Raw genomic sequence first — 19,777 nt, 5'->3', positions numbered from 1 at the left:
ATAACTAGCCGATATAACATAAAAAAAGCATTCACAAGGTAACCCAATGAGTAAACTTGATCTTAAAGAAACAAAACGTTTTTTACCTACTACCAGACAAGAGATGGATGCGTTAGGATGGAAACAGTGTGATGTTATACTTGTTTCTGGTGATGCGTATATCGATTCTCCCTTCATCGGTGTGGCAACTGTAGGGCGTATGCTTGAAAAGCTAGGCTATAAAGTAGGTATTATCGGTCAGCCTGATATCAAGAGTGATAAAGACATTAAACGACTGGGTGAACCACGTCTATACTGGGGTGTAAGTGGTGGAAGCATCGACTCGATGGTGGCTAACTACACGGCTACAAAGAAATTTAGAAACTCAGATGACTACACTCCGGGTGGTAAAAATACCAAACGTCCGGACCGCGCAGTACTTGTCTACACAAACCTCATACGTCAAAACTTTAAAAATACTGTGCCTGTTGTACTTGGTGGTATAGAAGCAAGTCTGAGACGTGTAACACACTATGACTACTGGACCAATAAGCTTAGAAAGCCTATTCTTTTTGACTCCAAAGCAGATATACTCATCTACGGTATGGGAGAACAGGCCATCCGTGACCTGACACATGCCATTGATAAAGGTATCGACTGGAAAGATGTACGTGGTGTATGTTACATAAACAAAGAACCTGTAGAACGTTATCATCAACTCCCCTCTCACCAAGATTGTCTGGATGATAAAGAAAAGTACATAGACCTTTTTGATCTCTTTTATGACAACAATGACCCCATTGCTGCAAAAGGACTTTGCCAAAAAGTAGATACACGCTACTCCATACAAAATCCGCCATGTGATTACCTGAATGAACCAGAGATGGATGAAGTCTCTGCGCTTCCTTTTACAAGAGAGCTTCACCCTTATCACCGTCCGGAAGGTAAAGTCAAATGTTTGGAGACGATCAAGTTTTCCATTATGACACACCAGGGATGTTGGGGTGAGTGTAACTTCTGTGCCATTGGTGTACACCAGGGACGTACTATCCGTACACGTTCTGAACAGTCCATTGTTAAAGAAGCCAACCAGTTTAAAGAGTACAAAGACTTTAAAGGGATCATCTCAGATCTTGGAGGTCCTACAGCTAACATGTATGGCTATGAGTGTAACAAAAAACTCAAGCTTGGTACCTGTGACCATCAACGTTGTGTAGACTCCACACATCTATGTAAATCTATGAAACCAGATCATACACGTGTCATAGGTATGATGAAACAGGTACGTAACATAGACGGTATCAAAAAAGCATTTGTGGCTTCAGGTATACGTTACGACCTCATTACAGAAGATAAGCGCAAGGGGTACTCATATCTTAAAGAGCTGGTCGAACACCATATCTCAGGACAGATGAAAGTTGCCCCGGAACATACAGAGCAACATGTACTTGATCTTATGGGTAAACCTGGAAAACAAACTCTCGTAGACTTTAAAAGACTCTACGACAAACTAAACAAAGACATGGGTAAAAAGCAGTTCCTTACCTACTATCTTATAGCAGCACATCCCGGTTGCGAAGAGAAAGACATGCATGAACTCAAACGTTTTACCACCGATGAACTGAAAATGAATCCAGAACAGGCACAAGTCTTTACACCAACACCAGGTACCTACTCTGCTGTAATGTACTATACAGAAATGGACCCTGTAACACGTAAAAAGATATTTGTTGAGAAAGACACACATAAAAAAGAGAAGCAAAAAGCCATTGTTCAGGCAAAAATGAATCATAGCAGCGGATTTTCAAGTTAATGCCTAAAAGACCGATCTACATCACTGACCTCGACCATACTTTTTTACGTACTGACCAAAGTATCAGTGACTTTAGTACAGAAGTTTGGAATGCCAAGAGTAAAGATGCCATACTCTCTGTAGCTACAGCAAGAAGTTTTCAAAAGACCCATGACTTTTTAGACAAACTTCATCTGGATGCCCCGATGATACTTTTGGATGGTACCATGATAGTCTCTCCTGACAAAAAACTGATAGACCTTAAAACCATCAACAAAGCATTAGGTGATGCAGTAGTTGAGATAGGTTTAAAGTTCGATATAGATCCTTTTATCATAGGGCTTAAAGATATGCAGCTCAATGAAACTTTTTTGTACCCTCGTAAACTGAACGAACATCAAAAGTTTGTACTTAAAGGCTATAAAAACGACCCACGTATGCAGTTCAATCCTCAAAACAAAACAATGGATATGAACTTAAAGATCGTTTATTTTGGTGACTTCAAAACACTTAAACCACTGACTGAAAAACTCAAAAGTACTTTTAAAGATACCATAGAGTGTAAACTCTCCCCTGAAAAATACTCAGACGGCTACTTCCTCACTATCCTTCACCCCGAAGGAGATAAAGCCCATGCCCTGCAAAAAGTCATGGACTACCTCGAACGTGATCCTTTGGATGTTACAGTATTTGGTGACTCTGTAAATGACATAGGCATGTTCAAACTTGCCGGTACATCAGTGGCAGTTTCTAATGCTTTAGAAGAAGTGAAGGCTGTTGCGGATGTTATATTGCCACATTCTAATGATGAGGATGCTGTGGCTAAATATTTGGAAAGTAAACACTAAGCCTAAACCCACTTATTATTTATATATTATCTCTAATATATTTCTACATTCACATTCTATCTTATGGGGAAAAAGCTAATCTTCCCATTCATCATCGTAAACATCATCACTCATATCATCATAATTGACTGTAAAGATCTTACTGTAACCTCTATTTTGAAGTTCATCATCTATACTTTCAAGGTTAAATCCCGATTTATTACATATTTCTATAATCTCTGAAATATCTTTTTCCATCACATCATTGATATTCATCTCGAATTCTATGTCAGCTATAGTCATGGTTTACTCCTATTTTACTAGAAACAATTTTCCCAATTATACATCATTTTTTTCTTTTTAATCAATACATATTCATTAATTGTGCATTTAAAAGTTCAAGTCTCTCAAGAGACCTATATCAAGCCATTCACCTTCATAGAGTTCACCTGTGACTTTTCCTTCTTTCATCGCAGCTCGCAGCAGAGTAAACGATACTAAGCCAGACTCATCATTAAAAGAACTCTATAATATTAGTGCTATATGTCTATTTTATTTGTAGTACAGAAAGATATGGCTAAAATAAAGGCTGATATCGGTGCAGTAACGGTAGTGGTCATGCATATTCTTTTTATTGCAAACTACCTTGTTATGCTTGATTTAGATATTTTAATAAAAGTCTATCTAGACGTAGATAGCGTGCAACACAAATCTTTTGAGTCAGGTCCTGAGGTTCTTCCTTTCATTCTGGGGATGGTTTTATGTGATCGGTTTGAGGAGGAACTTCTATGTCAATTCCCAACTTGAGAAATACTATCGCTATAGGATCGGTTGCTACTCTTTTGCTGGTAGAACTTAGTATGTTTTACGACTTTTTTTATCCATTTCGTTTTATGTGGAATCAAGGGAAGATAATCGAGTTATTTCTATCATTGATTTTGTTCTTCTGGAGTCTATTAGGCTCATTCTTAATATTCTTTAGTGGTCGCAGTTTTTTTAGAAAAATAACGTTACCGATTTTTCTTGTCTTCTTTCTTTTTAATATGGGTTCCTTGCAGGTTGCGAAGTCACCTATTGGTTTCCAAACCACAATCCAGATTGTAGAGAATTTTCAATGGTGGTTTTTGGAAGTGGTTGAAACTTTTGGCTTGACTGCACTACCTTTTATAATAATTTTTATTCCAATTGTTATTTTCGTCGAACGGTTACCAAAATTTTTAACATTGAATATCTCCCCAAAGGCCTATTTCGTTCCAATAAGCGCGGTAATATTTAGTATTATTGGTCTACAAAATAGTCATGGCTTTTTTGATCGATATCCCTCCTTTTTCAGGGTTCCATCAATGTTTATATATGCCAGCCAAAGCCGCATTTACAATGGTAAAAAATCTGAGCTTTCTTACTCGGGCTCTTTGGATGTGCAGGTTGAGAAAATTGTCCTAATTGTGGATGAAAGCGTCCGTGCGGACATCTTGGGAATCAATGCATATAAAAAGGACACGACACCCTATCTTTGCTCTCTGGAAACTGGAATTATAAATTTCGGGTTAGCCGCTTCATCTTCAAGTTGTAGTGATTTTTCCAACCTCGTTTTAAGGACAGGTGTGAGAAAAGAGGAGATTCCAGATTACAACCAAATGACCTTAAAGAAACCTTCGGTTTGGCAATTTACTAAGAAAGCCGGATTTTATAATGTTTACCTGGATGCCCAGAATGCTGAGAAAGGAGCGCACTACCATAATTTGATGAATGACCATGAAGCTTCGTTCATAGACGAAATTATTAGAGTGCGTCAGAAAATTGCCTATGAAAGCGATGGAGTTGCCCGTAGAAAGCTAATGGATTATCTCAAGCAACCCGGTAAGACCTTTATCCTGCTTAATAAATATGGTATTCATTTTCCATACTTTAAGAGCTACCCGAAAGAGTACAATATTTTCACTCCCGCTCTTAAGTACGGTGAGCCAATGAATGATAGAAACAAATCTCTAAATTCTTTTATGAATGGAATACGCTGGAGCGTTGATGATTGGTTTAAAAAATTGTTATCAGAAAGTGGGGATTTTAGGCCTTACGTTATTATATATACAAGTGATCATGGACAAAACATAGTCGACGATGGAACACCATCTACTCACTGTAGGCCGAGAGCAAATTCTTTCGAAGGTATTGTGCCTATGATGGTTTTCTCCAACAACGCGACAATTTTAAAAAGATTTAAGGCGGCTCAAGTGACTAGTTTCGACAAGACGAACCACTTTCAGATATTTCCAACGCTAATTAGACTTGCTGGTTACGAAGACTCGTGGGTAAGATGCCATTATGGCGCATCTCTTAGCGAGTCCCCAATCACCTTGCCAGAATTTTTTGTAGGAGATGCCTATGGTCGTGGATCAATAAGGAAATGGGTTTCAATATTTCCCACTGAAAATGAAAGTGATTAGGAAATTTAAGTATGGACGATTGTTCAACTTTGGTTGATTTTTTTCGTAGCTAGTATTTAGAGACTCTCGCTATGAAATTATAATGGATTAGGCCACTAGACAAATAATCAAGTCATTTTTAGGTAATTGTTTAAATATTATGACTACCTCTATTCAAAATCTCATGATAATACATCCCGCCGGAGTGAATTGCAGTAGAAAAACTACCACCAAAACCTAGACACCTACAAAGTAGAGATTATTTAGTTTTTTAAAGTTCACACTTTGAAACTTTATATACTCTTTTATATTCGGGGATTCGGTTTCCAATAGGTTTAGATAAATCTTTCCAATCAGACAAATACTCTTTTCCACCAATAGCAAGGCACTTACATTATCGCTTATTTCCTGGAATTTACTGAGAGTACCTAAACCAGAGCTAATGAAAAAAATATGCCTTCAATAGTTAGATAAATGAAGACCTTATAATCTAACATATTTTATAAGGTTATTCGCTGTAGCAACGTTTACGGGCTATAAGTCTTTACCTTTCAATAGAAAACCTTATAAAATGTTCTATATCGGAATTTTTTATTAGGTTTTTCATCAAATTTTATATCTATAAAATTTGCAATGTATTTTATTGAGTATGAATATTTTTAATGGCATTGACATCAATAGCGATTCATTAACTGTGCATTTAAAAGTTCAAGTCTCTCAGGAGTACCTATATCAAGCCATTCACCTTCATAGAGTTCACCTGTCACTTTACCCTCTTTCATTGCCGCTCTGAGTAAAGGTGCTAAAGCAGATTTACCATAGGATACACCTTCAAAAAGTTTGGGTGAATAGTAGCCTATGCCTGAAAAGGTATATTGTTTATTATCAATAACTTTTTGCCCGTCTAAGGCAAAATCTCCTTCAGGATTATGCTCTGGGTTAGGTACAAGTACTAAGTGCGCTAAAACGCCTTCTGCGAGTTTTCTGTTCGCTTGAAAATCATAGTCTGTAAAGATGTCTCCATTTACTACTAAAAAAGGTTCATCCCCTAGAAGCGGTAAAGCCTTGACTATTCCACCAGCACTCTCCAGTCCGCCCTCTTCCTGCTCATCCGAGTACTCTATATGAACACCCCACTCAGATCCATCACCTAAAGCTTCTGGTATCTGGTAGCCAAGATGTGCGATGTTAATGACTATATCAGTAAAATCATCATGTGCCAAGCGTTCTATATGCCAAAGAATGAGAGGTATGCCACCTACTTTAAGTAAGGGTTTTGGCGTTGTGTCAGTCAGTGGTCTCATTCTTGTTCCCAATCCTGCGGCAAGTATCATACATTTCATAGTAGAGTTTCCTTTTTAGTGTTATGATAGCACTCAATACGTGTTAGGCAGTGAGGCACTTAAAATATCTTCATCGTTGCAGGTGCATCTTTAAACTCACCATACTGCGATTTTAATAAAGAGATCAATCCATTCAATTCAGGGTACTTATATCCCACCTCCAAAATATACTTCAATGTCATAGGAATATCTTTCAAATACTCTTTTTTACCGTCCCTGATGGAAAGTCTGGCAAAGATACCAAGTATCTTGATATGTCGCTGTAAACCTGTAAAGTCAAACCAACGGATGAATGTTTCTTCATCTACATCCAGATCTTTTAGGTCTCTAAAAAGTAAGATGAGTCTTCGAAGCTCTCTTGCATCAAGCTTAACATAGGCATCACGGAGCAATGAGACCAAGTCGTACGTCAAAGCTCCATCTCTTGCATCTTGAAAGTCTATCACTACTATATCATCATTACTGTCTAGCATTAAGTTTCGCGCATGATAGTCACGATGCACAAAAATACCTTGTGGCTGACTCAGTACCTCTTTGGCTATCAGAGAAAAACTCTCCAAAAGCATACGCCCTTCCAAACATTCAAGGGTAGTATCCAAATACTCTTTGAGGTACCACTGTGTCATGAGGTTCATCTCTTCTAATAAAAAGCTCTCATCATAAGGTTCCAAGCCTTTAGAAGAAGTGCTTTGTAGTTGAACCAAAGTTTCAATGGCTTTGTCATAATAAGGTCTTGCATCAACACCTTCAACACACTTATCGAGTAAATGGGTAGAGCCTATATCCTCTAAGAAAATGAAACCTTTATCCAGATCATAGGACTTTATGGTCGGAATGCGTACTTCTGCATCCATGAGTCTCTTGCCCATACCGATGAAGATCGGGACACTTTCTTTGGCCTCTGAAGCATCCATCACAATGCCACCACCATTATTTTCAAGACGATAGTAGCTTCTGGAGCTTGCATCTCCATGTAGAGCGCGAAGATCTTGCTCCTCTATACCTAGCGACTCCAACCATCCTTTTAACTCTTTATGCATATATGCCTCCTAAAACTGCATTTTCTCTTGCACCTGTTACATCTTTTAAATTGACTTTTTCATTGTGCATACGTTTGTACGCAAGCCATGCAAAGGTCATAGCCTCTATCTGGTCTGCATTGGTAGCTATGGCAACTTCAACATTTGGCATCAATGATTTAATGCGTTCAACAAGGAATGCATTCTTTGCACCCCCGCCACAAAACAATGTCACATCGGAATTGAATTTCAGAACTTCATTACTTATGCTCAACGCTGTAAGTTCAAGAAGCGTTCTTTGTACATCTTCTGGATTATGCGTGTGCCCAGAAAGATATCCTTGTAGCCAAGCTTTATTAAATTTTTCTCTGCCTGTACTTTTAGGATATGACTTTTCAAAGTAATCATCTGACATCATACGATCCAAAAGTCCATAATCTACAGAACCTGTTCTCGCCCACTCTCCATCTTTATCATAGGAGACGCCCTGATGTTCTGCTACCCACATGTCAAGAAGAACATTTCCACAGCCTGTGTCATACCCTATAAGTTTTTCACCCAGTACTGTGATATTTGCCATACCACCGATGTTCACAACCGAAACGGCACTTTTAATATTACTAAATATAAATTCATGGAATGCTGGCGCAAAAGGTGCCCCCTGACCGCCAAAGGCTATATCTTTACGCCTAAAATCTGCAACCACTGCTATGCCTGTTTTTGCAGCTATGATATTAGGATCACCCAGTTGCATAGAAAAAGGATGCTCACCTGTTGGTGAATGCCACAGTGTCTGTCCATGTGAACCAATGGCGGTGATACTGCTTGCATCTATGTTCTCACGAATAAGCAAAGCACCTACAGCCTGAGTGAAAAGTAAACCTAAACGATGGTCTATCTCCCCCTGCGCTTCCAAAGTACTTCTATTCTCGATCATCATTAATATATCTGACTTGAGTTCCAGAGGAATTGGATACTCCAAAGAGCTGATAAGTGTACAGTCTGAATTACCTATTTCACACAATACCACATCTACTCCATCAAGTGATGTTCCGGACATGATACCTATATAACGTTCTTTATTCATCATTATTTTTCTACTTCCGTTGATTGGTACAAGTAATATAACGCACTATTACTAAGCGATTGCTATGGTTTATAAATCTATATATTATATCAGATAATAATTTGAAAAATGAAAGTGATTTATACTAGATATGTAAGAATAAAAGTTATTAGAAATACAAACAGTATTAATCACAAGTAACTAGTCTGTTATTTTTTGTATACTACATAAAATATAGTTATATAGGAGAATATATGTTCAAATTTAATTTAATGAGTCTCGTTCTACTCTTTGTGTTGTCTTCCTCTGTATTTGCACAGAAGAGTGAAAATACTTCCATCCTGCAATACGATGCACAACTAAGTGAGTATAAATATGATTTTGAGGTGAACTATTTTCACTTTGATTCTCAGGGTCAAGCATTGAAAATGGCATATATCTATCTTCCAGGAAAAAAGAGTAAACCGATCGTCACTTTGATGCATGGAAAGAACTTTAATGCAGATTATTGGACCTCTACAGCACTTTATTTACAGGAACAAGGGTATGGGGTGTTGATCCCTGATCAAATAGGTTTTGGTAAGTCATCAAAACCTACCAATTATCAATATTCTTTTGCATCCTTAGCACATCATACCCGTGCGTTAATGAATACTCTTAAAATAGAAAAAAGCATTGTCATTGGCCATTCAATGGGAGGAATGCTAGCCAGTCGTTTTACACTTATGTATCCACAAACGGTAGAAAAGCTGATTTTACTAAATCCGATCGGACTAGAAAACTATTTACAGTATGTAGAATATAAGGATACTGACTTCTTTTATAAATTTGAACTGGGCAAAACAGCAGAAAAAATCAATAATTATCAACAAAAAAATTATTATGATGGACAATGGAATGAGAAGTATGAAGCACTGACATACTTTATGATAGGACAGATACAGGGTCCGGATAAAAAGCAGATAGCCTGGGTCAATGCACAGACATACGATATGATCTTTACACAACCTGTTATTACAGAATTTAAAGACTTCTCTGTGCCTGTCAAGCTCATTATAGGAACTCGTGACCGAACAGGTCCTGGTCGAAAGTGGAAAAGAGCTGGTATTACTTATGAACTAGGACGTTATGACCTCTTAGGAAAATCTGCAGCTAAGCTTATCCCTGATGCAGAGCTATATGAATTAAAAGACTTGGGACATCTACCTCAGATTGAAAATTTTGACCGTTTTAAAGATGCCCTGAACAGTGCGCTGGATATTGCAGATAATAGATAACAGATTAATATCCTTTCCATGTTTGTTGTTTGTATAAGTGAAGTTCAACTATACTTCAACAAATAAAACAAGTTAGGTAACTATGAAACTAAGTAATCGCGCAAAAAATATAGCACAATCTGAGATCAGAGCGATGTCTATCCTCTGTAATGAGAAAAATGGACTCAATATGGCACAAGGACTTTGTGACCTTGAAGTACCACACCCTGTTGTAGAAGGGGCAAAAGAAGGGATAGACAGTGGTAAGAATACCTATACCTCTGCATACGGTAATTACAAATTAAGAGCAGCTATAGCAAAAAAACAGAATGATTTTTATGACCAGGGTGTTGATGTGGACAACATACTTGTGAGTCTTGGAGCAACAGGAGCTTTTTATGCTACTGCTATGTCTCTACTCAATGAAGGAGATGAAGTCATACTTTTTGAACCTTACTATGGGTACCACGTAGCAACGCTAAAATCTATAGGTTGTAAAATAAAATACATCCGAACTACCCCACCGGCTTATGAGATAGACTTTCAATACCTGAAAGATCAGATATCTGAAGATACCAAAGCCATACTCATCTGTAACCCTTCAAATCCGAGTGGAAAAGTTTATACCAGAGAAGAGCTGGAAAACCTTTCAGAGATCATCAATCAAAACGACCTGTTCCTCTTTAGTGATGAGATGTATGAACATTTCATCTATGATGGTCTTGAGTTTGTATCTGCACTTAGTATAGAGAGTTTAAAAAAGAGAACCGTTGTCATATCCGGTTTTTCCAAGATCTATTCTATCACGGGATGGAGACTGGGATACGCGATCACTCAAAAAGAGATCATTGATGCAGCTTCTGCATTTAATGACCTAATATACGTCTGTCCGCCAGCACCACTGCAAAACGGTATACTTAAAGGACTGAACGAACTGCCAAAGTCCTACTATGAAAATGTAGCCATTGAGCATCAGAAAAAAAGAGATAAATTCATCAAAGCGCTCAATGATGCCGGACTAAGTGCAGAATATGTTAAAGGTGCCTACTATGTACTTGCTGATATCTCTAAACTGGAAGGTGAAGATGATAAAGAAAAAGTTGTAAACCTTCTGGAAAAAACAGGTATCGCTGCTGTGCCTGCAAGAGCATTCTATCAGGACAGTAAAGGTATCAATCTCGCAAGATTCTGTTTCTCAAAAAAAGAAGAAGAGCTTGATATGGCTATTGAGAGATTGAAAAACCTTCAATAAGCAATATGAAGCATAGGTATCTATCTTAGTCTAGGTAGTTATGATCTTTGAGCTTCTTTTCAGAACCATACTCTCTAAGTGCGAGAGCTATGAGTATAGTAGCTACTACAAGTATTCCCATACTTACAGAGAGTTTGATATACAATGTAGTATCTATTTCATCTGTCCACATCACTACCATGGTGAGAATTACCCATATAACCAAGAGTATCGTAGATATTATCGTTGCTATTTTCATTATTTTTCCCTTTCCATTAACACTACATATGCTTCACGCTTGAAAAAAAGAAGCATTCTTCGTATATCTTTTTCCATTGTCACTACTCGCCAGCCATTTTGAGCATTTTTATTTAAAAACTCACTAAACTTTACAGGATCTACCTTAGCTCCAGCCAAGAATAGTGAGCCTAACATACTCTCTTGATAAACGATCGCTTTATATTCGACATTAGCTCTTTCCTGCACACTTGTTCCTTTAGCTTTGATTCATTTATTATAACACAATGCCACTAGCGTTCATACGATTTGGTTTTCCCATCATCATTGCCCCAAATGCCACTGCTGTTCCAATAAGTATTTGCCATGCAAATCCTACTTTAAAACCTAACAATGTCTCCAAATGATCACCAAGTACATAAGGCTGAAGCAACAATACTGTCATGAACCCTCCCAGCAATGCCAACGGCACAGTCGTAGCATTACCACGTTTGGTAAAGATAGCCGCTCCAAAGACACCAAGCAACCCTGTGTACGCAAACGCCATCACACCTAGGGCAAAGCTAAGCAGTGGCAGTTCTGTGTAGCGTTGCCAGTAGTAGCTTAGCATCGCCATGAGTGAGAGTGCGACTGCGAAGAATAGTACCGCGTTACGCCCTGCTTTGACGAAGTGCATCTCATCTACATTTGCACGTGCTTGTTTCCATGGTTTGTAGAGGTCTTCTATAGCTACAGAACTCATGGCTCCCAGCACTGAATTAGAGCTACTAAGCGCAGCAGCTACGGCACCTACTGTCACAAGCCCTCGCATACCCTCTGGCATCTCGTGTAAGATGTAGTACATAAAGATGGTTATCTTCTCACCTTCAAACTTCTGCACTACCTCTGTACTAAGCCCTGAAAGTTCTGGGTGTTGGTAAAAGAGGTAAAGCAGTAAACCTATGAACAAAAAGAGTATGGCTACAGGGATAGTAAGGTAGATACTCATCATGAGTGAATTTTGTGCTTCTTTGGCATTTTTACATGTCAAAGCCCTTTGTGTCATATCCTGGTCAAGTCCGTAGGCTGCAATGTTGAGCAATAGCCAGCCACCAAGTAATGCCCAAACAGAAAAGCCGCCAGACATAGACCAATCTAGTAAGACAAGTTTGTTATCAGCCTGTAATGTGGAAACGATGGTACTAAAATCCGTGTTTATCGTCATATACAAATAAACCAGTACAGCAATACCTGCTCCAATATACGTTATAGCTTGAATAATATCTGAAAAGATGACCGATTTCACTCCACCAAAATAGACATATGCCAAAGCACCCAACATTAAGATACTGATAGAGATAGCTACATGCGTAGGTGTGATGTCTAAAAAGAGTATCATCGAGATGGCCAGTGCACCTATATAGAGTCTAGCCCCTGAAGCAAAGAGACGACCGATGAGGAACATCACCCCTGCCTGCTTTTTAGCACGGCTGCCATAACGTACTTCTAACAACTCATAAACAGTCACCGCATTGATAGCATAAAAACGGGGAATGAGGACTTTTGCTACAAAGATCACAGCTAAAAAAGCTGAGATATAAAAGCCAATAAAAGTAAGGTCTTTCCCATACGAGTACTCAGGACCTCCAAGAAAAGTAGCTGCAGACTGTGAGGTAGCCAGGACAGACATAGCTACGGCAAACATAGGAACGCTGTTCCCTCCTACAAAATAATCACGTGTACTCTTGACCTTCACTTGGCTTAAAAGCACGGATGTAACTGTTAATACTAAAAAATATGCAAAAAATATTCCCCAGTCAAGGGTACTGAATGCAGAGTTCATTAATTCCCTTTAGGTGGTGCTTTAAGATTCAGGCACTTTACACCATTTCTGATATCTGACATGAACTTTTCACCAGGATCAGATTTTACAGTTCTATACCCTTTGTCTTTTTCCAGCCACAAAGAAGTACTCTCCATTTGCTTATACTCATGATGACCGACAAGATACTCAATACTAGGGTATTTTGATTTGAGATAAAAAACAAGATCTATATTTGCCTGTCGTTGAGCAGGAGTTAAATCGTCTATCTTGTTACCCTTTCCTCCTACATTCTCAATACCAATACTTGAGTAGTTCAGTCCGATCACATGACGGGCCATCCAGTTCTCTGGCATCAAACGGTAGATCGTACCGTCACGTGCTACCATAAACTGAGAAGATACATTTAAAGCTGAGGCTTTCACGATATCTTTTCTATCTGAGAGAAGCTTTTCCGGCTGTAAACGTTTAAATGATTTGTCAAAGTCCATTTCCGCAGTCCAGTGAAGTAAAATGATCTTAGGCGTGATCTCTATATTGTCCACATCTTTTCCGTAATGTGACTTGATATACTCTTTGGTCATTGCGATACGATCAGGCCCGAAATCTATGCGCTTATCAGTGATCTGAAGTGGTTGTATGAGTTTTGTTTTGCAGACTAAAGGCTTCACTTCCTCTTTCCCACATGCAGTGAAAGAAAGGAGTGCGATACATAAGAGTAGAGTTCTTGTCATTAATAAATCCTGAGTTCTAGTTGGACTTATTTTATCTAATCTTGGCTATGGTTTTCTTTTTCTCTTAAGAGTACCCAAACAAGAATCACTGATGGGATCCCCAAAGATATAATATAACTTGGGATATGCAGCATGTCATGTCTGTTTAGGTATAGAAAACCTAAGATAAGTACAGCATATGCCCCTAATCTGTAGATGGACAGTGCTGCTTTTGTGTCTTTTATAGTTTGATAGACAGTGCGTCTATTCTCTTTAAGTTTCTTTTTCTCTTCTTTAACCGTTTGCACAAAGTCTATTTCTTCATCTTCTATGGTATCTTCACTATAGAGATCATAAGGGTCTTCAAGTTTGTCTATAACATCTTTACTATCATCCATGGTCACAATGTTATGTTTAACACGGGCATTGACCATACGTCGATAGCTGAGTATAGAGGCCACCATTACAAGTGAAGCAGTGATATAGCCTATTTGTGTATTGTAAAGCACTTTCATATCAAAAAATATGATTGACACTAATAGTAGTAAAACATCAACAGTAATAAGGACCGTAAGGATCTTACGGTTCATACTATTCATCGTCATCCTCTGCGTCATACTTGTCTTGTTGCTCTTTTTTGTAGGTATATCTTGGGTCTTTTGCGAGTTCATCCAAAGACTTTTTCTGTTTAGCATACGCTTTGTAGACATTAGAAACAGCAGCACCAATACCTATAAATACCCCTATCCAGAGTGTCCACCAGGCTCCTGTAAGCTTTTGTAGCCCTATTCCAATACCTACACCCATAAGTACAGCAACAACCATGGATATACCAAGACTAAGTCCGTCTGCGGCATTCACCAGTTTTTTAAATTTAGGTTCTTCTTTTCCCATTATTTCTCTTAAATATAATTATTGTGAGTTATCACTGTCTATAACAGAGCGTTTACCAAGTTCACTATCGATCATCAAAAGTCCATAGCCATCTCCACCAACCATTTTTAACTTTGATATGATCTCACTGACTGTTGCTTCTTCTTCAACTTGCTCATTTACAAACCACTGCAATAGGTTATATGTAGCATGGTCTTTTTCCTTTAAAGCATAGTCACTCAATTCATTAAAGTTTCTAGTCATGTCCTGCTCATGCGCTAAACTATCTTCATATGTTTCAAGCAATGAACCAAACTTCTTAGGTGGCTTAGCAATCTCTTGAAGTACTACTTTAGCATCTTGCCCTATGAGATAGTTATAGATACGTGTAGCATGCTCTTGCTCTTCTTGATACTGCAACAAAAACCAATTTGCAGAACCTGAAAAATCATTTCTATTACAGTATGCAGACATCGAAAGATATAGATATGCCGAATAGAATTCTTTGTTTAATTGTTCGTTCAATTCTTTTGTCATTTTTTTTGAAATCATGTGTATCCTTTAATCAATTTATTTAGTATAACAAAAATCTCAGCCTCTAGCATTAAGCTAAGCCGTGATCTCTGCCATTACTTCATACGCAGCCTTGATAGTTTCATCTATCATTTCCTCTGTTGTAGCAGCACAGATAAAACCTGTTTCATAGGAAGAACATGCAAGGTAAATACCTCTGTCCAACATTCCCTTATGGAATTTGGCAAATGTAGCAGTATCATTTTCCAGTGCATCATCAAAGTTCTTAACAGGCTTATCTGAGAAAAAGAAACCAAACATACTTCCTCTTACATCAGTCACTAAAGATATATTCGCAGCATTAGCAGCTTTTTTGAAACCATCCATAAGTTTTTTAGCTTTGTTTCCCAGTGACACATAGAGTGAAGGATTGGACTTGAGTTTTTTAAGACTTGTAAGACCTGCCGCCATAGCAACAGGGTTACCTGAAAGTGTACCAGCCTGATAGACCAGACCTTCTGGAGAAAGGTGAGCCATGATCTCTGCTGATGCACCAAATGCACCTACCGGCATACCTGCACCGATGACCTTACCAAGTGTCACCATATCTGGTTTCACTGTTGATATACCCTGTGCACCCTTAAGTGACGCTCTAAATCCACTCATGACTTCATCAAAGATGAGGAGTGCACCATGATTGGTACAAAGACATCTTAGTTCTTCCAAAAATGCTTCCTCTGCTGGGACTAGACCCATATTTCCAGCGATAGGCTCGATGATCACACATGCGATACCTTCTGGAGACTCTTCAAAACATGCATGTACTGATGCAATGTCATTATACGTTGCCAATAGTGTATGTTTTGTAAGATCTGCAGGTACACCAGGACTTGATGGGCTACCAAAAGTAGCTAAACCTGAACCTGCCTGTACAAGAAGTGAATCAGAATGCCCATGGTAGCATCCTGTGAATTTTACTATCTTATCTCTACCTGTCACACCACGAGCTAAACGGATAGCAGACATTACTGCCTCTGTACCGGAACTTACGAAACGTACTTTATCTATGCTGTCAAAAAGTGTAACGATTTCATTTGCCAATTCTGTCTCTACTGTAGTAGGTGCACCAAAACTCAGTCCTCTTTTGACAGCTTCTATCACAGAACTTTCTATCTCTGCATCTGCATGACCGAAAATAAGTGGTCCCCAACTTTGCACATAATCAATATATCTGTTTCCATCAATATCAAAAAGGTATCCACCCTCTCCTCTTTCTATAAATGGTGGTGTTCCTTCTACTCCTGAAAATGCACGTACCGGTGAATCAACGCCTCCAGGTATCACTTGATATGCTTCTTCAAATGCTGCTATACTTTTGTCATATGCCATGTTATTAATCCTCATTATGTATAATTGCAAAGATTATACACTAACGGCACTTAGGGCTATATAGCAGGAGAGAACCATCAGAAAGCTGAAAGCATTATTACTCTCTTTATTGTTACATTTGCTTATTTTGCTTCTTTTTACCAAAAATTGGAATAATATCACTCTTATGCCTCCTCCGACACAAGATAAGAAAATGAGTCTTAATCTACAGCAAATAGCCACGCCTCCTCCTACGCCAAAACCACAACCTAAGCCAAAGCCAATAGTTCCACCTCAACCTGTTGTTACGCCACCTGTGCCTAAACCTGTAGTGGAAAAAAAGATAGAACCTAAACCTGAAGTAGAACAGGTAAAAAGAAAAGTGTTGGATGAGAGTAAAAAGGTTTTTGTAGAAAAAAGTACGGAAGAGAACAATGTAACCAAGATAGAACCAAAACCTGTAAAAAAAGTCGTTAAAAAGGAAGTAAAGAAGAAAAAGGTGGTTAAAAAGAAAAAAACATACAGACAGCCTAAACGTTCAAGTGATCCTCTTGCCAATGCACTTATGGGCTCAGGTACTTCTATGTACGCTGCCAAACCAAGCCGACGAACCTCATCTTCTGGCAGTTATGGTCAAAGAATGATCAACCAACTGTATGGACCAGAATTTAATACCTATAGTGAGACCCAAAAGAAATTCATTAAGAACAACCTGGGTACGATCCACCGCATTACACAAAATACGCTTACCCGGAACGGTTATCCGGATATTGCGGTGAGAACCAGACAACAGGGAACCAATGTGGTTTCTTTTTACTTGCACCCAAATGGTGATATTTCTGACCTTAAACTTAAAAAACACATAGGGTATGAGGCTTTAGATCAAAATACTATAGACGTGATACGCACAGCCTATAAAGAATATCCTCTACCAAATAAGAAGACTAAAATCATATTTTATGTAAAGTATAGTATCTATTAACACACAGTATTAAAGAGGTGGTTTTTATGAGTATCTTAGAGAATATCTTAATTAAACTTCCTTGGTGGTCCGTACGTAAAGCCACTCGAATACTTATACATGCTTTTACAGGTGCACTACTCCTAAGTGTCATCGCTTTTGCACTCTATATAAAATCACTTCCTTCTCTTTCTACATGGCATACAACCACACTGAAAAATGAGTTTACTGCTGATTCTGAAGTGAAAGATTTTGATGCCTACATGGCATTGGAAGACAAACTCTTTTCTGAACTTGACAGTGAAGTATATGATAAGATCTTACCTAATGAAAGAAACCGTCTCTACCGTTATACAAGAGACAGCTTTTCTGACCCTAAACGCTGGAAGAAAGCATGGAACAGAAGTTTTGAACTCCCTGTTAAAAACCCAAAGATGGGAGTTCTTCTTTTACATGGTATGTCTGATTCTCCCTATAGTCTTCATACACAAGCAGAGTATCTACATAAACATGGAGTATGGGTTGTTGCTATGCGTATGCCTGGTCACGGTACCATTCCTTCAGGTCTCAGAGAGATAAAATGGCAGGATATGGCAGCTGCTGTCAATATAGGTATGGAGCGATTAACACAGAAACTTGGAGACAAACCCATCCACATCATGGGCTACTCTACCGGCGCACCTTTGGCATTAAACTATACACTCTCAGCACTTGATGACTCTTCATTAACATTACCTTCAAGTCTTATATTTTATTCTCCTGCTATAGGGGTTACGAAAGCAGCACCCCTTGCTATATGGCAAAGTCGTATAGGACATCTTTTTAATTTACCCAAACTCGAATGGAATTCCATCAATCCTGAATTCGATCCTTTTAAATATGCCTCTTTTGCAGTGAATGCAGGTGATCAAGTCTATCGTGTGTGTAATGAAGTACAAAAAAATCTCGATAAATATCTTTCAAATAGCAAGCCGAAAAAACCGTTTCCTCCTGTCTTAAGTTTTGCTTCTATTATAGACTCTACTGTAACCGTCTCTGATACAGTACATAAGTTCTATGAACGTCTTCCTAAGGGAGATCATTCACTGGTACTCTTCGATATGAACCATAAATTCAACTCCTACCATCTTGTTAAAAAGAATATTTCCACTTCGATCCAAAAACTACGCGACACTCCATCAAATCCTCGTTATAGATTTGACTTAATTAGTGATATGAATTCGACAGATGGACATCTCATGCAAATAACAAATAAGAAAATAAGAAAAAAACTTGATCTTGCATGGCCTCGTGATATCTATTCACTCTCACACCTGGCTATGCCGATAAGTAATCATGATCCACTTTATGGAGATAGAGATGCACCAAAAAGCCCAGGTATAGAACTTGGTTATTTGGCTATGTATGGAGAGACATCTGTCTTACAGACATCCGCAGGATCTTTTCTTAGACAACGGTGGAATCCTTTTCATGCCTACACGAAGCAAAGGGTTCTGGAGTTTATGGGGTTGGAATAAGTTGTTCGATCAAGGTATACACTGGAAGAGATTTATTTTAGTCTCTTCCATAACACTTCTACTGTTTCTTCTGTACCCTGTACCAAAAGAGGTTCTGCTTTAGGGTCAAGCCAACGTAACACTTCTTGTATTTCACGCTCACTCATCACGGTACATCCAGCCGTTGGAATATCCTTGATATGTATAAAGATACATGAGCCAGCACCTTTTTTAGACGTTGCACCATCTGTGATGCCATTATGATCAACCACTATCCCAAACTTGTAGTAGTCTTGAGGAAACTTCATACGTTCGTGACTTTTGTAGTCTCTGGCTATCTTGGTACTGTCAACGATCTTATTATAATACTTAGAGTTCACATCATCGACACAATGATCTGTCTCTTTATAGACCTCATACGGATAGTTGATCTTTAAGGGTGCATATCCAAAGGCTTGATTGAGTTTAAAGATACCTGCAGGCGCTTTACCGTCTCCTTCTTTTTTAATGATCTTAGCATCTTTAGGTACATCATGTAGTCCTATACCCCAACCTAAGCCATTTCTACCCAGTTTAATACCTATCTCTTTTCCTACTTTTTGCCAACTTGTGTCATGAAGTTCATAACGTTGCAGACTACCTGTAGGAGTAGACCAGTTTTTTGTTGTTACAACCAAAAGTTGTTTTGTTTGTGCCTGTAGTGTGATAAGTGTCAGACATAGTGCAAGTACAATCTTCATGTGGTATAATCCTTCTATGGAATATGGAATATTATCAATAGCAATCCCGTTGCTGACAATCATTTTAGCTATTATAACCAAAGATGTGATCGTTTCACTCATGAGCGGTATATTTGCAGGTTTACTCGTATTGAATGCT

Annotated in this window: 21 protein-coding genes; 8 read left to right on the top strand and 13 right to left on the bottom strand. The window is 38.4% G+C overall.

The window, feature by feature from the left end; genetic code table 11:
• The first annotated feature begins 46 nt into the window (after window positions 1–46).
• Window positions 47–1,792 (top strand): YgiQ family radical SAM protein, encoded by a 1,746-nt coding sequence (locus ABYK33_RS03640; protein ID WP_373031594.1) that lies wholly within the window; start codon window positions 47–49, stop codon window positions 1,790–1,792.
• Window positions 1,792–2,619, top strand: a complete 828-nt coding sequence (locus ABYK33_RS03635) for a Cof-type HAD-IIB family hydrolase (protein WP_373031592.1) — start codon at window positions 1,792–1,794, stop codon at window positions 2,617–2,619. The genes ABYK33_RS03640 and ABYK33_RS03635 overlap by 1 nt, the downstream gene beginning before the upstream one ends.
• Before the next feature lie 75 nt (window positions 2,620–2,694).
• Here the strand turns inward: ABYK33_RS03635 and ABYK33_RS03630 are convergent, their stop codons facing one another.
• The gene (locus ABYK33_RS03630) at window positions 2,695–2,901 is read right to left on the bottom strand and encodes a hypothetical protein (RefSeq protein WP_373031591.1); all 207 of its coding nucleotides are present in this window, start codon (window positions 2,899–2,901) and stop codon (window positions 2,695–2,697) included.
• Window positions 2,902–3,171: 270 nt separating this feature from the next.
• Here ABYK33_RS03630 and ABYK33_RS03625 point away from each other — a divergent pair, with 270 nt between their 5' ends.
• Both ABYK33_RS03625 and ABYK33_RS03620 read left to right on the top strand, forming a co-directional pair.
• The gene (locus ABYK33_RS03625) at window positions 3,172–3,405 is read left to right on the top strand and encodes a hypothetical protein (protein WP_373031590.1); all 234 of its coding nucleotides are present in this window, start codon (window positions 3,172–3,174) and stop codon (window positions 3,403–3,405) included.
• Window positions 3,387–5,042: a sulfatase-like hydrolase/transferase gene (locus ABYK33_RS03620; protein ID WP_373031589.1), complete on the top strand. Its 1,656-nt coding sequence runs from the start codon at window positions 3,387–3,389 to the stop codon at window positions 5,040–5,042. The genes ABYK33_RS03625 and ABYK33_RS03620 overlap by 19 nt, the downstream gene beginning before the upstream one ends.
• A 653-nt stretch (window positions 5,043–5,695) precedes the next feature.
• On the opposite strand, the gene murU is transcribed toward ABYK33_RS03620, so the two are convergent.
• The 3 genes from murU to ABYK33_RS03605 are packed head-to-tail and all read right to left on the bottom strand — an operon-like array spanning window position 5,696 to window position 8,473.
• On the bottom strand, window positions 5,696–6,364 hold the full coding sequence (murU, locus tag ABYK33_RS03615) for an N-acetylmuramate alpha-1-phosphate uridylyltransferase MurU (protein ID WP_373031588.1): 669 nt from the start codon (window positions 6,362–6,364) through the stop codon (window positions 5,696–5,698).
• A 59-nt stretch (window positions 6,365–6,423) separates the two neighbouring features.
• Window positions 6,424–7,404: an aminoglycoside phosphotransferase family protein gene (locus ABYK33_RS03610; RefSeq protein WP_373031586.1), complete on the bottom strand. Its 981-nt coding sequence runs from the start codon at window positions 7,402–7,404 to the stop codon at window positions 6,424–6,426.
• A complete protein-coding gene (locus ABYK33_RS03605) occupies window positions 7,397–8,473 on the bottom strand; it encodes an anhydro-N-acetylmuramic acid kinase (protein WP_373031585.1) in 1,077 nt (358 codons plus the stop codon). Before ABYK33_RS03605 ends, ABYK33_RS03610 begins: the two co-directional genes overlap by 8 nt.
• 230 nt (window positions 8,474–8,703) lie before the next feature.
• Here ABYK33_RS03605 and ABYK33_RS03600 point away from each other — a divergent pair, with 230 nt between their 5' ends.
• Both ABYK33_RS03600 and ABYK33_RS03595 read left to right on the top strand, forming a co-directional pair.
• The gene (locus ABYK33_RS03600; protein WP_373031584.1) at window positions 8,704–9,726 is read left to right on the top strand and encodes an alpha/beta fold hydrolase; all 1,023 of its coding nucleotides are present in this window, start codon (window positions 8,704–8,706) and stop codon (window positions 9,724–9,726) included.
• Window positions 9,727–9,808: 82 nt separating this feature from the next.
• Complete coding sequence (locus ABYK33_RS03595) at window positions 9,809–10,957, top strand: pyridoxal phosphate-dependent aminotransferase (protein WP_373031582.1); 1,149 nt, start codon at window positions 9,809–9,811, stop codon at window positions 10,955–10,957.
• A 25-nt stretch (window positions 10,958–10,982) separates the two neighbouring features.
• On the opposite strand, the gene ABYK33_RS03590 is transcribed toward ABYK33_RS03595, so the two are convergent.
• From ABYK33_RS03590 to hemL, 8 genes are read right to left on the bottom strand one after another with little or no spacing between them, the layout of a single operon-like run.
• Window positions 10,983–11,195 (bottom strand): hypothetical protein, encoded by a 213-nt coding sequence (locus tag ABYK33_RS03590; protein WP_373031581.1) that lies wholly within the window; start codon window positions 11,193–11,195, stop codon window positions 10,983–10,985.
• On the bottom strand, window positions 11,195–11,422 hold the full coding sequence (locus ABYK33_RS03585) for a DUF4177 domain-containing protein (RefSeq protein WP_373031579.1): 228 nt from the start codon (window positions 11,420–11,422) through the stop codon (window positions 11,195–11,197). The genes ABYK33_RS03590 and ABYK33_RS03585 overlap by 1 nt, the downstream gene beginning before the upstream one ends.
• A 28-nt stretch (window positions 11,423–11,450) precedes the next feature.
• Window positions 11,451–12,995: a sodium:solute symporter gene (locus tag ABYK33_RS03580; RefSeq protein WP_373031578.1), complete on the bottom strand. Its 1,545-nt coding sequence runs from the start codon at window positions 12,993–12,995 to the stop codon at window positions 11,451–11,453.
• Complete coding sequence (locus tag ABYK33_RS03575) at window positions 12,995–13,708, bottom strand: peptidoglycan recognition family protein (RefSeq protein ID WP_373031577.1); 714 nt, start codon at window positions 13,706–13,708, stop codon at window positions 12,995–12,997. The genes ABYK33_RS03580 and ABYK33_RS03575 overlap by 1 nt, the downstream gene beginning before the upstream one ends.
• 35 nt (window positions 13,709–13,743) lie before the next feature.
• Window positions 13,744–14,286, bottom strand: a complete 543-nt coding sequence (locus ABYK33_RS03570; protein ID WP_373031576.1) for a hypothetical protein — start codon at window positions 14,284–14,286, stop codon at window positions 13,744–13,746.
• Window positions 14,279–14,581, bottom strand: coding sequence for an AtpZ/AtpI family protein (locus ABYK33_RS03565; protein WP_373031575.1), 303 nt, complete (start codon window positions 14,579–14,581; stop codon window positions 14,279–14,281). Before ABYK33_RS03565 ends, ABYK33_RS03570 begins: the two co-directional genes overlap by 8 nt.
• Before the next feature lie 18 nt (window positions 14,582–14,599).
• A complete protein-coding gene (locus ABYK33_RS03560) occupies window positions 14,600–15,112 on the bottom strand; it encodes a ferritin (RefSeq protein WP_373031574.1) in 513 nt (170 codons plus the stop codon).
• Window positions 15,113–15,169: 57 nt separating this feature from the next.
• A complete protein-coding gene (gene hemL, locus ABYK33_RS03555) occupies window positions 15,170–16,462 on the bottom strand; it encodes a glutamate-1-semialdehyde 2,1-aminomutase (protein ID WP_373031572.1) in 1,293 nt (430 codons plus the stop codon).
• 193 nt (window positions 16,463–16,655) lie between these two features.
• Here hemL and ABYK33_RS03550 point away from each other — a divergent pair, with 193 nt between their 5' ends.
• Together ABYK33_RS03550 and ABYK33_RS03545 are read left to right on the top strand one after the other, a co-directional pair.
• Complete coding sequence (locus tag ABYK33_RS03550; protein ID WP_373031570.1) at window positions 16,656–17,423, top strand: energy transducer TonB; 768 nt, start codon at window positions 16,656–16,658, stop codon at window positions 17,421–17,423.
• A 26-nt stretch (window positions 17,424–17,449) separates the two neighbouring features.
• On the top strand, window positions 17,450–18,919 hold the full coding sequence (locus tag ABYK33_RS03545; RefSeq protein WP_373031569.1) for an alpha/beta hydrolase: 1,470 nt from the start codon (window positions 17,450–17,452) through the stop codon (window positions 18,917–18,919).
• Window positions 18,920–18,951: 32 nt separating this feature from the next.
• Here ABYK33_RS03545 and ABYK33_RS03540 read toward each other — a convergent pair.
• Window positions 18,952–19,777 (bottom strand): L,D-transpeptidase (locus ABYK33_RS03540; RefSeq protein ID WP_373031568.1); only part of this gene is annotated, 826 nt, incomplete at its 5' end.

It is taken from the genome of Sulfurovum sp., from assembly GCF_041562805.1.
Classification (GTDB): domain Bacteria; phylum Campylobacterota; class Campylobacteria; order Campylobacterales; family Sulfurovaceae; genus Sulfurovum.
This window is presented reverse-complemented; position numbering and strand designations above follow the sequence as displayed.

Bases quoted from the DNA above. Each gene is read 5' to 3' on its own strand.
- ABYK33_RS03640 (WP_373031594.1), top strand. From the start codon at position 47: ATGAGTAAACTTGATCTTAAAGAAACAAAACGTTTTTTACCTACTACC.
- ABYK33_RS03635 (WP_373031592.1), top strand. From the start codon at position 1,792: ATGCCTAAAAGACCGATCTACATCACTGACCTCGACCATACTTTTTTA.
- ABYK33_RS03630 (WP_373031591.1), bottom strand. From the start codon at position 2,901: ATGACTATAGCTGACATAGAATTCGAGATGAATATCAATGATGTGATG.
- ABYK33_RS03625 (WP_373031590.1), top strand. From the start codon at position 3,172: ATGGCTAAAATAAAGGCTGATATCGGTGCAGTAACGGTAGTGGTCATG.
- ABYK33_RS03620 (WP_373031589.1), top strand. From the start codon at position 3,387: ATGTCAATTCCCAACTTGAGAAATACTATCGCTATAGGATCGGTTGCT.
- murU (WP_373031588.1), bottom strand. From the start codon at position 6,364: ATGAAATGTATGATACTTGCCGCAGGATTGGGAACAAGAATGAGACCA.
- ABYK33_RS03610 (WP_373031586.1), bottom strand. From the start codon at position 7,404: ATGCATAAAGAGTTAAAAGGATGGTTGGAGTCGCTAGGTATAGAGGAG.
- ABYK33_RS03605 (WP_373031585.1), bottom strand. From the start codon at position 8,473: ATGATGAATAAAGAACGTTATATAGGTATCATGTCCGGAACATCACTT.
- ABYK33_RS03600 (WP_373031584.1), top strand. From the start codon at position 8,704: ATGTTCAAATTTAATTTAATGAGTCTCGTTCTACTCTTTGTGTTGTCT.
- ABYK33_RS03595 (WP_373031582.1), top strand. From the start codon at position 9,809: ATGAAACTAAGTAATCGCGCAAAAAATATAGCACAATCTGAGATCAGA.
- ABYK33_RS03590 (WP_373031581.1), bottom strand. From the start codon at position 11,195: ATGAAAATAGCAACGATAATATCTACGATACTCTTGGTTATATGGGTA.
- ABYK33_RS03580 (WP_373031578.1), bottom strand. From the start codon at position 12,995: ATGAACTCTGCATTCAGTACCCTTGACTGGGGAATATTTTTTGCATAT.
- ABYK33_RS03575 (WP_373031577.1), bottom strand. From the start codon at position 13,708: ATGACAAGAACTCTACTCTTATGTATCGCACTCCTTTCTTTCACTGCA.
- ABYK33_RS03570 (WP_373031576.1), bottom strand. From the start codon at position 14,286: ATGAATAGTATGAACCGTAAGATCCTTACGGTCCTTATTACTGTTGAT.
- ABYK33_RS03565 (WP_373031575.1), bottom strand. From the start codon at position 14,581: ATGGGAAAAGAAGAACCTAAATTTAAAAAACTGGTGAATGCCGCAGAC.
- ABYK33_RS03560 (WP_373031574.1), bottom strand. From the start codon at position 15,112: ATGATTTCAAAAAAAATGACAAAAGAATTGAACGAACAATTAAACAAA.
- hemL (WP_373031572.1), bottom strand. From the start codon at position 16,462: ATGGCATATGACAAAAGTATAGCAGCATTTGAAGAAGCATATCAAGTG.
- ABYK33_RS03550 (WP_373031570.1), top strand. From the start codon at position 16,656: ATGAGTCTTAATCTACAGCAAATAGCCACGCCTCCTCCTACGCCAAAA.
- ABYK33_RS03545 (WP_373031569.1), top strand. From the start codon at position 17,450: ATGAGTATCTTAGAGAATATCTTAATTAAACTTCCTTGGTGGTCCGTA.